Source organism: Vibrio sp. 1-Bac 57 (genome assembly GCF_037546855.1).
Taxonomy (GTDB): domain Bacteria; phylum Pseudomonadota; class Gammaproteobacteria; order Enterobacterales; family Psychromonadaceae; genus Psychromonas.
Genome location: NZ_JALAAC010000004.1, coordinates 198667 through 212430 on the forward strand (window position 1 = coordinate 198667; position 13764 = coordinate 212430).

Annotated in this window: 15 protein-coding genes; 12 read left to right on the forward strand and 3 right to left on the reverse strand. The window is 37.4% G+C overall.

Annotation, left to right across the window (positions count from 1 at the left end):
* Nucleotides 1-4: 4 nt before the first annotated feature.
* From MT391_RS04415 to modC, 9 genes are all read left to right on the forward strand, one after another.
* Nucleotides 5-580, forward strand: a complete 576-nt coding sequence (locus tag MT391_RS04415) for a NapC/NirT family cytochrome c (RefSeq protein ID WP_028870390.1) — start codon at nt 5-7, stop codon at nt 578-580.
* A gap of 167 nt (nt 581-747) precedes the next feature.
* Nucleotides 748-1557: a molybdenum cofactor guanylyltransferase gene (gene mobA, locus MT391_RS04420; RefSeq protein WP_499497036.1), complete on the forward strand. Its 810-nt coding sequence runs from the start codon at nt 748-750 to the stop codon at nt 1555-1557.
* Nucleotides 1558-1812: 255 nt separating this feature from the next.
* The gene (moaB, locus tag MT391_RS04425; protein WP_499497037.1) at nt 1813-2331 is read left to right on the forward strand and encodes a molybdenum cofactor biosynthesis protein B; all 519 of its coding nucleotides are present in this window, start codon (nt 1813-1815) and stop codon (nt 2329-2331) included.
* Nucleotides 2331-2813: a cyclic pyranopterin monophosphate synthase MoaC gene (gene moaC, locus MT391_RS04430; protein WP_499497038.1), complete on the forward strand. Its 483-nt coding sequence runs from the start codon at nt 2331-2333 to the stop codon at nt 2811-2813. Before moaB ends, moaC begins: the two co-directional genes overlap by 1 nt.
* A gap of 9 nt (nt 2814-2822) precedes the next feature.
* A complete protein-coding gene (locus tag MT391_RS04435; protein ID WP_499497039.1) occupies nt 2823-3071 on the forward strand; it encodes a MoaD/ThiS family protein in 249 nt (82 codons plus the stop codon).
* The gene (gene moaE, locus MT391_RS04440) at nt 3072-3521 is read left to right on the forward strand and encodes a molybdopterin synthase catalytic subunit MoaE (RefSeq protein WP_499497040.1); all 450 of its coding nucleotides are present in this window, start codon (nt 3072-3074) and stop codon (nt 3519-3521) included.
* Nucleotides 3522-3647: 126 nt separating this feature from the next.
* Nucleotides 3648-4472, forward strand: coding sequence for a molybdate ABC transporter substrate-binding protein (modA, locus tag MT391_RS04445; protein ID WP_499497041.1), 825 nt, complete (start codon nt 3648-3650; stop codon nt 4470-4472).
* Nucleotides 4472-5158 carry a molybdate ABC transporter permease subunit gene (gene modB, locus MT391_RS04450; protein ID WP_499497042.1) on the forward strand — a complete coding sequence of 229 codons (687 nt, stop codon included), beginning with the start codon at nt 4472-4474 and terminating at the stop codon, nt 5156-5158. The genes modA and modB overlap by 1 nt, the downstream gene beginning before the upstream one ends.
* Complete coding sequence (gene modC, locus MT391_RS04455) at nt 5151-6266, forward strand: molybdenum ABC transporter ATP-binding protein (RefSeq protein ID WP_499497043.1); 1116 nt, start codon at nt 5151-5153, stop codon at nt 6264-6266. The genes modB and modC overlap by 8 nt, the downstream gene beginning before the upstream one ends.
* Before the next feature lie 62 nt (nt 6267-6328).
* On the opposite strand, the gene MT391_RS04460 is transcribed toward modC, so the two are convergent.
* Together MT391_RS04460 and ubiU are read right to left on the reverse strand one after the other, a co-directional pair.
* Entirely contained in the window at nt 6329-7207 is an 879-nt protein-coding gene (locus MT391_RS04460) for a U32 family peptidase (RefSeq protein ID WP_499497044.1), read from the reverse strand.
* 28 nt (nt 7208-7235) lie between these two features.
* Nucleotides 7236-8231 carry a ubiquinone anaerobic biosynthesis protein UbiU gene (gene ubiU, locus MT391_RS04465; RefSeq protein WP_166370065.1) on the reverse strand — a complete coding sequence of 332 codons (996 nt, stop codon included), beginning with the start codon at nt 8229-8231 and terminating at the stop codon, nt 7236-7238.
* Between the two features lie 289 nt (nt 8232-8520).
* On the opposite strand from ubiU, the gene ubiT reads away from it, so the two are divergent.
* Nucleotides 8521-9057, forward strand: coding sequence for a ubiquinone anaerobic biosynthesis accessory factor UbiT (gene ubiT, locus MT391_RS04470; protein ID WP_499440561.1), 537 nt, complete (start codon nt 8521-8523; stop codon nt 9055-9057).
* 121 nt (nt 9058-9178) lie between these two features.
* Nucleotides 9179-9472 (forward strand): YkgJ family cysteine cluster protein, encoded by a 294-nt coding sequence (locus MT391_RS04475; protein ID WP_166370437.1) that lies wholly within the window; start codon nt 9179-9181, stop codon nt 9470-9472.
* 152 nt (nt 9473-9624) lie between these two features.
* Here MT391_RS04475 and epd read toward each other — a convergent pair whose 3' ends face one another.
* Nucleotides 9625-10641: an erythrose-4-phosphate dehydrogenase gene (epd, locus tag MT391_RS04480; RefSeq protein WP_166370061.1), complete on the reverse strand. Its 1017-nt coding sequence runs from the start codon at nt 10639-10641 to the stop codon at nt 9625-9627.
* 605 nt (nt 10642-11246) lie between these two features.
* Between epd and MT391_RS04485 the strand changes: the two genes are divergently transcribed.
* Nucleotides 11247-12824: a BCCT family transporter gene (locus MT391_RS04485; protein ID WP_499497045.1), complete on the forward strand. Its 1578-nt coding sequence runs from the start codon at nt 11247-11249 to the stop codon at nt 12822-12824.
* The last annotated feature ends 940 nt before the right edge of the window (nt 12825-13764 follow it).

The window sequence follows — 13764 nt, forward strand, 5'->3', positions numbered from 1 at the left end:
AATTATGCTTAAACTATTAAAGCGTTTATGGGTGATCATGAAGTCACCTTCAACTGCCTCATTTGGATTTATTCTAGTGATTGGCTTTTTAGGTGGGATCATCTTTTGGGGTGGTTTTAATACCGGCATGGAAGCAACTAATACCGAAGCTTTTTGTTCTGGTTGTCATGCACCAATTGTTAAAGAAATCCGTGAAACTATCCATTATTCAAATCGCTCTGGTGTACGTGCTATTTGTTCGGATTGTCATGTGCCCCATAATTGGACAGATAAAATTGTACGTAAAGTACAGGCATCTAAAGAGTTGGTTGCATTTGCAATGGGTACCATTGATACGGATGAAAAATTTAAAGCTCGGCGTGCGCATTTAGCTAATCGTGAGTGGCAAAGGATGAAGGAAAATAACTCACAGGAATGTCGTAACTGTCATCAATTTGAATATATGGATTTCAGTGAACAAGGTAAACGTAGCGTGAGCCAACATTCAACTGCACTTGCTTCAGGAGACAAAACCTGTGTTGATTGTCACAAAGGTATTGCGCATCAATTACCTGACATGAAAGGCATAGAAGGCTGGTAAATTAGACGTTATACTAATATAAAAAAGGAGCTTTGAGCTCCTTTTTTATTGTCTAGAACCGCATACGCATAATGGTTACTAGGGAATAGTTACTCGCGTAATAGTTACTAAAATAACAGTTACTAGACTAAATTAATTTTATAAACACAACACCATTAGGAAAAAATGTGAACATAGCGGGTATCGTATTAGCGGGTGGACAATCATCTAGAATGGGCCAAGACAAAGCCAAGCTCACTATTGAAGATCATACACTGTTATCGCGTGCAGTTAATTTATTACATGCTGCTGGGTTTGAGGATTGTTACGTTAGTGGTGATTATCAAGGGTTTAATTGTATCCCAGATACACAATCAGAGTTGGGCCCCATTGCAGGTATAGCGGCTTGTGCGACACAACTAAGTGGACTAAAACAGGCTTGCCCGTCAATTGATAATTCAGCGTATTCTGCTCCAGAATATTACGCCCCAAAACATTACGCCCCAAAAAATTATGTCCCAAAACATAGTACATCCGAGCATAAAGTCCCTGAATATAATGTCGCAGAACATTCAACTCCAGAATGGTCTACTGTAGAACATTGCAATACAAAACAAAGCAAAAAATACGATGCGCTGTTTATTATGCCAGTGGATATGCCGTTATTAGCTGCAGAAGATTGTAAAAAATTGCTGCAACATTTTATAAAGCAATTTACAAATCAATCCATTACAGGTAAACAAGGCGTATATTACAAAGAAACGACGTTTCCAATGTTATTATCGCTGAATGATACATTAATAACCTATTTAAACGACGCGCTTAACTCTGTTCATAAAAAGCAGCGTTCTTTATATCGTTTAATTGAAACGTTAAATATAGAGGGGATAAGTCAACAGCAAGTTGATCTATTTAGATTTGAAAATACCAATACGCCGGAGCAATGGCAGCGGTGCTTAGTAACCTATAACAAAATGCAGACGGTCAAATTTAAATAGTCTCTACACAATTTTAAAAAATACTTAGGCACTGATATAACTCAATTTGATATAACAGAAAATCAAGTACAGTGTCACCCATGTTTTAAAGTAGCTGTTACAGAAAATCTGTATTCAGAAAAACTGGCATAGAAACATTAAAGCAGTTATTTTCTAATAAAAATAAGCCACTTAATGAGTGTGATAGCTAGTATTTCAAATGCTACTTTTATTTAACCAGAACAAAGCAACCATTTAAAAATTATAAGGATTAACATGAGCCATCTATCAAGCAAAGAATTTACGCCTGCTAACATCGCAGTATTGACCGTTTCAGATACTCGTAACGAATCTACAGATACTTCAGGCGGTTACTTAGTTGAGGCTTTAAAAGCAGCAGGGCACCAACTAACAGATAAAAAAATAGTGATTGATGACCCTTATAAAATTCGTGCTGTTGTATCTCAATGGATAGCAGATGAAAAGACCGAAGTGATCATGATCACGGGTGGCACTGGGTTTACTGATCGCGATACAACGCCTGAAGCTGTATCTGTATTGTTTGATAAACAGGTGGAAGGTTTTGGTGAATTATTTCGTGCCGTGTCTTACCAAGAAATTGGTTCTTCAACGATTCAAAGTCGTGCATTGGCTGGGTTTGCTAATAATACCGTTATTTTTTGTATGCCTGGTTCAACAGGGGCATGTAAAACGGCATGGACAAAAATTATTGTTGAGCAAATCAATGCACAGCATAAACCATGTAACTTTATGCCGCATTTAGGAGCTAAATAATGTCTGCAACTTTTACGCACATTAACCAAGATGGTAAAGCGAACATGGTCGATGTTACTGCTAAAGAAGTAACGGTTCGTCAGGCAATTGCCGAAGCTTATGTGGATATGTCACCGGAAACACTTGCTTTAATTGTTAATGGTCAACACCATAAAGGTGATGTGTTTGCGACCGCTCGAATTGCAGGTATTATGGCTGCCAAAAAAACCTCAGACTTAATACCACTTTGCCATCCATTGGCATTAACAAAAGTGGAAGTAAATATCACAGCAGAAACAGATATGAATCGAGTACGTATTGAAAGTCTTTGTAAATTATCTGGCAAAACCGGCGTTGAAATGGAAGCTTTAACAGCTGCTTCAGTTGCTGCATTAACCATTTATGACATGTGTAAAGCGATTCAAAAAGATATGGTTATTTCTGCAGTGAAACTATTAGAGAAAACAGGTGGTAAGTCAGGCCACTTTAAAGCTGGGAAATAAGGAGCTAGGATGATTAAAGTACTATTTTTTGCCAAGTTAAGTGAACAGCTGGGAGTTAGAGAATTACAAGTTGATGCAGAAAATGCTGAAGATACTAAGCAACTATTTGCTTACTTGTTAAACCATAAAGCAGAATGGACGCCGATTTTAACTTCCCAACCTTGTTTAAAAGCAGTTAATCAAGCGATGGTCGCTAATGATGTTGCACTAAAAGACGGTGACGAAGTAGCTTATTTTCCTCCCGTTACAGGAGGTTAAATGATTAGTGTTCAGGAGTTAGATTTCAACCAACAGGTTGAGTACGATCGCTTAAAAAGCACCACTAAAATCGGTGCTATCGTAACATTTACCGGATTGGTTCGAGATATTAACGAAGGTCAACAAGTCAGTGATCTCGCATTAGAACATTATCCTGGTATGACAGAAAAATGTTTACAGGATATTGTCGAACAAGCACAGCAACGTTGGAATATTATTGACTTTAGCGTTATCCACCGCGTTGGTCAATTGGCTATTTCTGACCAAATCGTGTTTGTAGGCATTGCAAGCCAACATCGTGGTGATGCGTTTGCAGCTTGTGAATTCATTATGGATTATTTGAAAACACAGGCACCATTTTGGAAAAAAGAAACCATGGTAAACGGTGAAACTAAATGGGTCGATGCAAGAGATCACGATCAACATGCACTGACGAAGTGGCAAAGTTAATCGCTAGTTAGTGAAGCTGTCTTTAAAACTTAAGCTAATGCGGTTGAAAGTATATTCAAGGTAGCAAGTGGCATATTAAGGTAAAAAACAGATAAACCCGCATACGTAATACCAAGGTGAATATCAATGTTGAAAAGATTAAATAAGCGTTTTCTATGTTTTGCTATATTGCTTGTTAGCTCATTAATGGCTGCTAATGTGATAGCAGCAACAGTCGCAGTAAAAGAAGTAAAGCCGGTTACCTCTGTGAATAATCAAAATACGCCTGAAAATATTAAAGCGCTTAATCTTGAACCCTTAAATATTGCTGTTGCCAGTAATTTTAAAGTAGCCGCGTTAGACATTGCTCGACAGTTCACTAAGCAGTTTGCCATTGAGGTTCATATTTCCAGTGCTTCCACCGCGACGCTTTATCAACAAATCATACGTGGCGCTCCCTTTGACCTGTTTTTATCGGCGGACCAAAAGCATGTAAAATTATTGATTGATGCGAATAAAACGGCACAGCACCTTGGTTTCATCTATGCTCAAGGACGCTTAGTGTTTTGGCAACCAGCACTCAATCATCAACCTACGTTAGATGATTTTATGACTTATCAAGATAGGCTTGCTATTGCTAACCCTAAATTTGCACCCTATGGCATTGCAGCCCAACAAGCATTAACGTTTACTGAAAAATGGCAATCGCAACCCTACGTTATGGGTAATAATATCAATCAAGCTTTCCAGTTTGTGGACTCTAAAAGTGTTGCCGCGGGCTTAGTCTCATACGCTGCAGTGATTCAAAAACAGCAAACACATTATGTGCTGATTCCTCTGCAATGGCACCAACCTATTACACAATATGGTGTGATCATAAATGATCAAAAAAGCCAGCAAGCTGAATTATTTAAGCAATTTTTACTGTCCTCGACGATACAAAAGCAAATTGCACAGCAAGGTTATAATTAATGCTTAGCGCAGGTGATTATCAAGCAATTTGGCTGACTTTAAAGTTAGCAGGATTAACTACTTTTTTGTTGATGATAATGGCACCGCCTTTAGCTTGGTGGTTAGCGCGCAGTCAAGCTAAATTACGCCCTTTAATTGAGTCGCTGGTGGCATTGCCATTAATATTGCCGCCAACTGTTCTTGGTTTTTACCTGTTAATCGCCTTTTCACCGGAGCACTTTTTAGGGCAGTGGTGGTTGGGTTTTAGTGAAACCTCATTGGCTTTTTCTTTTACAGGTTTAGTCATTGCTTCAGTGATCTATTCATTACCCTTTGTAGTTCAGCCATTACAAAGTGCTTTTGTCCACCTTGATAAAACATATTTAGAAGTCAGTTCCACCCTTGGTTATGGAAAGTATGAACGGTTATATAAAATAATTTTTCCTATGTTATTGCCTAGTTTTATTATTGCTGGTGCATTGGGATTTGCACATACCATTGGCGAATTTGGCGTGGTTTTGATGATTGGTGGGAACATTCCAGGAGAAACGCAGGTCTTATCTATCTTGTTATTTGACCATGTGGAATCTTTACAATATAGCTCTGCACATCAACTTTCATTTATTTTATTAGTATTTTCAATGTCACTGCTGGTGGTCATTTATGGTTTTTTGCAAAAGCGTCAGCAACGGGTATTAAATGCTTAAGTTCGATATTCAAAAAAACTTCAAAATTAACAGTACTTCAAGTCATAAAACTAGAACGTTGCACTTTAAAGGTGAATTAAACTTATCCGGTGTATGTGCTATTTTTGGTGATTCAGGTGCGGGTAAAACAACCTTATTACGTTGTTTAATTGGTTTAGAACAATGCACCGGGCAGATCAGTTTTCAACAACAACAGTGGTTGAACCAACCCGAAAGCATTAATGCGAAATCTAAAAGCACTGTTCATAAACCATTGCGGGTGGCGACAGAGAAAAGAAACATTGGCGTGGTCTTTCAAGAGCCTAGATTATTTCCGCATTTAAACGTGCAACAAAACCTACAACTTGCGGTTAATAAATCTGAAAACAGTGCCTTTACTATTCAAGAACTGGCTGAGAACTTAGGGTTTACGGAGTTGTTAAATCACCAAACTACACAACTTTCCGGAGGGCAAAAGCAACGCATCGCTATTGCGCGTGCTTTATTAACGAACCCGCAATTATTAGTGATGGATGAACCTCTTTCGTCATTAGATGCCAGTAGCAAACAGTTGTTATTGCCCTTTATTAAACAGATCAGTGAACATATTCCCATTTTGTACATTACTCACTCTGAACAAGAACTTTTTTATCTGAGTAAACAAATGGTATTGGTTAATAATGGTGAAATAGAAGCAATCGGTGAGCCACAACAACTGTTTTTAGACAGTGAATTATCATTGATTAAGTTTGCTCAGCAAGGTTTGATTTTAAACGTATTAGTTAAACAATTTGATCCAGTCGAAGGGTTAATAAAAGGCTGCTTAGATGGCCAAACCTTATACATATCAGCGGACCGAGCTCCATTAACAAAGCAAATACAGGTTAAAATTAATAGCCGAGACGTGATCGTCGCACTTAAACCGATTGAAGGAAGTTCTTTATTAAATTGTCTCACTGCACAGGTGATTGATTTCTTACAGGATCAACAAAAAGCAGTGATATTAACCTTAAAAATTAACTCACAGTTTATCTATGCTTATATAACCTTACGCTCATTTAACAAGCTTAATCTCGCTATCGGCAGTAACGTTTTTGCACATGTAAAAACCATGAGTATTATTAATTAGGTACGCCATCATAGAACCGCCACAGCAATGCGGCGGCTAATTTGAGGGCTCTGATTGAATACTTATTGCTGTAAAGAAAGGCCTGCTATTTTGTGCCAATATCCATTACATTGTAAGTTATCGTGTTTAATCGTTTGTGATTCGCCTAGGATCTGCTGCTTAAACTGCTGTAAAGTCGCTAAGCTATCTAACGAGCTTGGGCTAACGCGTATAACATCAACTAATCCTTGCATGCTTTCAACATCATTTAACAAGTTATAACAATAACCTGATTGTGTTTGTATCCCATTTAAAACAAAGACTTGTTGTCCTTCTTGAGTGCTTGTAATACGACCTTGCGGGTATTTAATACAACATAACTCACAATCATCTTTAGCTTTATTTTCTGAACGAGCGGTAAAACAACGCGCGGAATAAGCGAGGGGTAAATGACCATGGGCAAAGACTTCCACTTCAAAATGTTCGCGGATCCCCATTGCTTGTGCATCAATCAATGCTTTTTGTAACCAATCACGAGAAAGCTCTACTGGCATTACCCAGCGTTGCATTCCTTGGTTAACAAATAATTTAAGCACATGTGCGTTATAACAATTAATAGCTGGGCCACAAACAAAGGGGACTTTCTTTTCAGATAATAATTGAATCGCTCCAATATCGTTTGCTTCAACCGAAAGTTCGCCATTTTCACAAAGTTGCTTTAATACTTTTACTTCAGAAGGTGCTTCTAAAAGCGCCATACTTGATAATACAATTTCTTTACCCTGATTATTTAAGGCTTTAGCTAGGCTTATCCAGTCACGTGCTTTTAGCTCACGACGTTTACTACACACAGTTTCACCCAAATAAATAATATCAGCATCACTGCTTAGTGCTTGTTGATAAAAGTCTTCAGTGGTTTGTTTTGGCCAGTAATATAATAAAGGCCCTAGTGATAATTTCATAAATTTCCCTGTTTAAACCGTTAGCACACTATTGCCAGTCACGATGGTAGGCACCTAAAGTAGTTTGGCTGCCCTCTGAAACATTCGCTAATACTACATCCCAATCTTTTTTAACTTGGTATTGTTGCGGCGCTTGTTGATAGCTATCAATTGCGGCTCGCCAAACACGCGTAATTTGTTCAACATAAGCAGGGCTGCGTTGACGGCCTTCAATTTTGACCGAGGTAATACCGGTTTCCATTAATTCAGGGATCATCGATAAAGTATTAAGACTGGTGGGTTCCTCTAGTGCGTGGTAAAGCTGATCATCTACGGTAAATTTACCTTTACATAAGGTTGGATAACCGGCTTTTTCGTTGCTTTGGTAGCGATCAATCAGAATATTATTTAAACGAGACTCTAATCCATTATCTGTTTCTTGCCAGCGAACATACTTTGCAGGAGAGCATGCGCCCACCGTATTAGGTGATTCACCGGTAAAGTAAGAGGATAAATAGCAACGGCCTTCCGCCATAATGCATAAACTACCAAAGGCAAACACTTCTAAATCAACATCGGTATTACGTGATAACTGTTTTACTTGATGAATAGATAGCACTCTTGGTAGAACAACGCGTTTGATATTAAAGTTTTTTTGATAAAAATCGATGGCAGCGGTATTAGTGGCTGATGCTTGTACCGATAAATGTAACTCTAATTCAGGGTATTTATTAACGGCATAATCCAAAGTTGCAATATCAGCAATAATTGCGGCATTTGCGCCTAAATCAACACATTTGTCGACGGCATTAAACCATCGTTTTTGTTCACCTGGGTGGGCAAAAGTATTAATAGCAACATGTAAATGTTTGTTATGGTCACGAACATACTGTGCCCCTTTAGCCAACTTTTTGTCGTTAAAATTTAAACCAGCAAAATGACGAGCGTTGGTATCATCTTTTAATCCCACATAGACGGCATCTGCACCACAATCGATAGCGGTTTTTAATGCGGGCAAACTACCTGCTGGACATAAAAGCTCCATGTTATTTCCTTTATGAATTTTCAAAGGGCTTATTGTAAAAAAAGTGATGAGAATTTTATTGATATAGGGCAGGCAAACACGATTCATTTAGTTATCTTGAGTTGTTTTATTCTGTTCTGAGTTAATCACTTACAAATAATCGTCCAATTGATAACTGTTAAATTGATTTAAGCTAAGTAGTTCTTTTAAAGGCGGGTTTATAATCAGCAGAATTTACGGTTGTTTGCCTTTTATCATTTTTTTAGTCTATTTAGATTCCTAAAAAAGCCTGCATTTAATAAGGAAATCCATGTTCACTCCATTACGCAATAAAATACAGCAACAGTTGGTTGTTAAAACGCCGTCTTTGTTAGCATTACCGAGTCGTTTTTTACCTTTTTCAGTTCAACAAAAGTGTTTAAGTAGCATTGTTAGTTGTGTGTTTAAAGAAGCTATTGAAGATGGAGACCTTGAATTTTTACAACATAAATGGTTAAAAGTGACCATTAGCGACTTAAATCTGAGTTGGTACTTAAGCTTTGAAAATAACCATATTATTATCAAGCAAAATGCACCACAAACAGATGTCTCTTTTAGCGCAACGGTGAATGACTTAATTTTAGTTGCGGGCCGAAAAGAAGATCCTGATACTTTATTTTTTCAACGCCGTTTAAGTATTGAAGGTGATACCGAGCTGGGCTTAGAAGTTAAAAATTTAATGGATAATATTGAGTTTGAACAGTTACCGTCATTGGCAGAAAAAACCTTAGCGCACTTCTCAAGCTTTGTAAAAACAGGACTAGCCTTGAATACCGAGGACCTTTCAACTAAAAAAGTCGTTGCTTAATATAAAATCAGACTGTTTAAGTTAAAATCAGAGCGCTTAAGGTAAAAAATAAACATCAAACTATCTTTTACGTACAGAGCCCTATAGGCTTAGCGTTTTGATGTTAACTAATTGTGAAAAAATGACCAACCCGATCCCAATAAAAGAAGTAAATAGCCCTGATTTAACCTGCTCTAAATGTAAAGCCGCTTGTTGTCAGCTAGAGGTAATGTTGATTACAGATACGGGTGTACCTGAACGGTTTATTAAGCGAGACCAATGGGGAGGGGAAACCATGAAACGTTTAGAAGACGGTTGGTGTATTTGTGTTGATCGAGAAACAAAGCTGTGTACTATCTATGAGAATAGACCCTGGGTTTGTAGAATTTTTGAAATGGGATCTTATGAATGTAGCATAGAATTCATTGAAGCCTAGTTTATTAAAGAGTAGTTTCTTGAAGAGCAGCTTATTAATAAGAGTAAATTGAATAATAGTTAATAAGCTATATTATGTCGAAGATGGTATGCGTCTTGAAATGGTTTAGCATCTAAATACGTTTTATGTACGCGTTCAGATGCTAACAATGACTATTCCGCTAATTTTTTAAAGTGTAGGCAAGTATCCAATAAACGATTTGCAAATCCCCACTCATTATCACACCACACCAATAGTTTAACTAAATGTCCATCACTCACTCTTGTCTGCGTTCCATCAATAATGCAAGAACGAGGATCATGATTAAAATCGACAGACACTAAAGGTGCTTCAGTATAACCTAAAATACCTTTTAATTCTGTTTCTGCTATTTGTTTCAAGCAGGCATTAATGTCCGCAATTGATACTTTACTATCAACCGTGATACTCAGATCCATTGCGGTGACATTAATGGTTGGAACACGGACAGCAATGGCTTCAAACTTATTCGCAAACTTAGGTAAAATACGTTCAATACCCGCTGCTAATTTGGTATCCACTGGAATAATAGACTGGCTGGCGGCTCGTGTTCTGCGCAAATCATGGTGGTAAGAGTCGATCACTGGTTGGTCGTTCATCGCAGAGTGGATAGTGGTGATGGTGCCACACTTAATCGTAAATGCACTGTCTAAGCTAGCAATGACAGGCACAATACAGTTAGTGGTGCAGGATGCGCCAGATATATACTGCTCATCACCCGTTAATTGTTGGTGGTTAACACCATATACCACAGTGGCATCAACATCTTGGTCGGCAGGATGAGAGAAAATGACCTTTTTTGCGCCTGCTAATATATGTGCATCAGCGTCTGCTTTTGTACCATATAACCCAGTACAATCAATCACAATATCAATATCAAGCGCTTTCCAAGGTAGCTCATTGATCTCTTTAAATGCGAGCAACTGAATAGGGTGGTGTTCAATAATCAGTAAATCATGGCTTTGTGAAACTTCAAAAGGAAAGCGTCCATGGGTTGAGTCATATTGCGTTAAATGACAAATCGCTTCCGGTGTCGCCAACTCATTGATCGCGACAATATCGATTTGTGTTTGATGATTTCCCTCAAATAATGCACGTACAACACTACGTCCAATACGCCCATAACCATTTATTGCAATACGAAGTGACATTGACATTCCATTTGAAAAAAGTAAAAAAATCATTGTAATAAAAAAGCCAATAATTATCTATCAATTACCCATTATTAAGCATTTCAAATTTCATTTTGAATAAAATTGATTAGATAATTATAACAATAAGTTATGCATTCATTATTTGAATCTAAGTGAGGCTGTAGTGAATCGAAGCTTGGTTGTTTTAATAGTGATAATCAAAAATCTAATCAGGTATAACAAAAGAAGGGGGATTGTTAGCAAACTCGCTTTCAATGCAGACCAAGCATAATGATAAGTGTGCAAATTGAACCTAAGCATAATTTTCAAACGTACAAATAAGGACCATTGCTAAGAGAAATAAAATAAAAAAATAAATATTTGTAAATATTTTTTGTTTTTTAAATTCCTCTAAATAGCGGTATACGGGCAGCAGCTTGGTCATTTAGTTCCTGAATAATGGTTGTTTTTAGCTTGATTTTAGATAAATATGATTTAATTGAGGCGGTTCCACTGAAATGTAACATTCATTTTGTTACTATGTTTCGCCGAAACACGTTTGTTATCATTTATTCGGTAATATGGATTAATAATTAAGAGCGGTTTGCTCTAAATGAGGAATAATGAGTTTAAATAAAGATAAATACAGTATCGATAACACCGATTACACTGTAGGTCAGGATAACGTTCAAAAATGGGGATTTGATGTTCATAATCCCGTTTTTGGATTTAGTGCAGGTTTAATCGCCCTGTTTTTAGTTGCGATTATGTTAGTTGAACCAGAAGTTTCTAAAGCTGCATTAGATGGAATAAAATGGCAAATTATCGGCGCATTTGATGGCCTATTTATGTGGTCAGCAAATATATTTGTTATTTTCTGTTTGGTTTTAATTGTTTCACCCTACGGTAAAATCCGTCTAGGTGGAGATGATGCTAAAAGTGATTATACAACCATGTCATGGATTTCAATGCTCTTTGCCGCAGGTATGGGGATTGGATTGATGTTCTGGGGCGTTGCGGAACCTGTCGCGTATTTCACTGGTTGGTATGAAACACCATTAAATGTAACACCAAATACACCGGAAGCTGCAAAACTGGCGTTAGGCGCTACCATGTTCCATTGGGGTCTTCACCCATGGGCTATCTATGGTGTGGTTGCATTGTCATTAGCATTTTTTGCTTATAACAAAGGTTTACCACTTTCAATGCGATCTATTTTTTACCCTATCTTAGGTGATCGTACTTGGGGTATTGCTGGTCATATTGTTGATATTTTGGCTGTTATCGCTACCTTATTTGGTCTAGCAACGTCATTAGGTTTAGGTGCACAACAAGCTGCAAGTGGATTCCATCATGTATTTGGTATTGACTCTGGTTTAACCACACAGATTATTATCATTGTAGTGGTGACTCTGTTAGCGGTGGTTTCAGTTGTACGTGGTATCGATGGCGGTGTTAAAGTCATCAGTAATATCAATATGCTATTAGCTATTGTTTTAGTACTGTTTGTCGCGCTAGTGACACTTGCAGTTTCAATGGGGACTATTCCTACTACTGTAATGGGCTACATAGAAAACATTATTCCACTGAGTAATCCTATGGGTCGTGAAGACGAGGCTTGGATGCATGGTTGGACTGTTTTCTATTGGGCATGGTGGATTTCATGGTCACCATTTGTAGGTATGTTTATTGCTCGTATTTCTCGTGGTCGTACTGTCCGTGAATTCTTAATGGCTGTACTTATCATTCCAACCACTGTGACTATTCTTTGGATGTCAGTATTTGGTGGTGTAGCGATCGATCAAGTGATTAATAATGTTGGTGAACTAGGTACTAACGGTTTAACTGAAGTACCATTAGCGATGTTCCAAATGTTTGACCAATTACCATTTGGTAGCATGCTTTCATTATTGGCTGTTGTGTTAGTGTTGGTATTCTTCATTACCTCTTCAGACTCTGGTTCTTTAGTGATCGATAGTATCACTGCCGGTGGTAAAGTTGATGCACCTGTTCCTCAGCGTGTTTTCTGGGCGCTAATTGAAGGTGCGATTGCGGCTGCATTACTGTGGGTTGGTGGTACAGAAGCGATTCAGGCACTACAAGCTGGAGCAATTTCCACCGCATTACCATTCACTATTATTTTGTTAATCATGTGTGTTAGCTTAATAATGGGAATGAGAACGGAACCGCGTAATAAATAATTTTATGTGTTAGTTGAAAACGTACTTAGATTAAAATGATGAGTAAGTTTTATAAGGCCGATTAATCGATGATTAATCGGCCTTTTTTGTTTTAAGTTTTTGTTTAATGGCTTGATTCATAGCTTCTTACAAAAGCATTAAACAGCGTTGAAAAAATGAAGTGGAGGAGGTTGTATTTCTCTGCATTCAAGATACATCCTCCAGTAGCTAACTCATTCGTAGTTCAAGGCAAGATATACATGATGGCCTTTGCTACGATTAACTGCATCAATCTTATTTTTGCAATTGTATAAAGTTGTTTGTCTCACATAACTAGTTTTTAAGGGATGTTACAACGCTATTTTATATCGAAAGTAAGAGGTTTGAGTTTCCTTACATAGGGTAAATCGTGAGGAGAATATCCTCGTATCTTTTTATAAATTGGACGTAAAGTCTTGATTGAGCCCATTAGCGCCTAGTATTTGTTAACTTTCACTTTAAGCTTGAAGTAGGCTTCTGATTGTTAGAGAAAATAGGGAATATTATTTAACATTAATCAGAATAAGGGAATTAATTTAAGATAGAAAATTGCATGCAATAGGTTGCAGTCTGTGCAAAATTTCTAATGAATAAATGATCTATTAACCAACAAGAATTATTCGCTACTCTGCGCAGTTATTTTCACTAATAAGATCGGTCAAAAATAGCTAAGGGATATTTAACAACTAGTACTAGTTGCTAGTTTGTAACGGGTAATAGCAGATATCAAAACAAATGAATAAACAAAAAAATGCCGCTAACTATGTAAGTTAACGGCATTTTAGGTGATGAACCTTTTCCTATCGTCAAAATTATAAGTTAAAACGATAAGTTAAATTAGTTTTGTGTTTTCAGTGTAGTGAAGTGGTAATCCACATCAACGACTGCACGGTAAGCAACTTGATCACGTGTTTGAGCGAAT

What these genes read in the sequence shown, in the direction of transcription:
- moaB (WP_499497037.1), top strand. Translation starts at nt 1,813, where the DNA reads ATGAGCCATCTATCAAGCAAAGAATTTACGCCTGCTAACATCGCAGTA.
- MT391_RS04435 (WP_499497039.1), top strand. Translation starts at nt 2,823, where the DNA reads ATGATTAAAGTACTATTTTTTGCCAAGTTAAGTGAACAGCTGGGAGTT.
- MT391_RS04475 (WP_166370437.1), top strand. Translation starts at nt 9,179, where the DNA reads ATGACCAACCCGATCCCAATAAAAGAAGTAAATAGCCCTGATTTAACC.
- modA (WP_499497041.1), top strand. Translation starts at nt 3,648, where the DNA reads ATGTTGAAAAGATTAAATAAGCGTTTTCTATGTTTTGCTATATTGCTT.
- ubiT (WP_499440561.1), top strand. Translation starts at nt 8,521, where the DNA reads ATGTTCACTCCATTACGCAATAAAATACAGCAACAGTTGGTTGTTAAA.
- ubiU (WP_166370065.1), bottom strand. Translation starts at nt 8,231, where the DNA reads ATGGAGCTTTTATGTCCAGCAGGTAGTTTGCCCGCATTAAAAACCGCT.
- moaC (WP_499497038.1), top strand. Translation starts at nt 2,331, where the DNA reads ATGTCTGCAACTTTTACGCACATTAACCAAGATGGTAAAGCGAACATG.
- MT391_RS04460 (WP_499497044.1), bottom strand. Translation starts at nt 7,207, where the DNA reads ATGAAATTATCACTAGGGCCTTTATTATATTACTGGCCAAAACAAACC.
- modC (WP_499497043.1), top strand. Translation starts at nt 5,151, where the DNA reads ATGCTTAAGTTCGATATTCAAAAAAACTTCAAAATTAACAGTACTTCA.
- modB (WP_499497042.1), top strand. Translation starts at nt 4,472, where the DNA reads ATGCTTAGCGCAGGTGATTATCAAGCAATTTGGCTGACTTTAAAGTTA.
- moaE (WP_499497040.1), top strand. Translation starts at nt 3,072, where the DNA reads ATGATTAGTGTTCAGGAGTTAGATTTCAACCAACAGGTTGAGTACGAT.
- epd (WP_166370061.1), bottom strand. Translation starts at nt 10,641, where the DNA reads ATGTCACTTCGTATTGCAATAAATGGTTATGGGCGTATTGGACGTAGT.
- MT391_RS04415 (WP_028870390.1), top strand. Translation starts at nt 5, where the DNA reads ATGCTTAAACTATTAAAGCGTTTATGGGTGATCATGAAGTCACCTTCA.
- MT391_RS04485 (WP_499497045.1), top strand. Translation starts at nt 11,247, where the DNA reads ATGAGTTTAAATAAAGATAAATACAGTATCGATAACACCGATTACACT.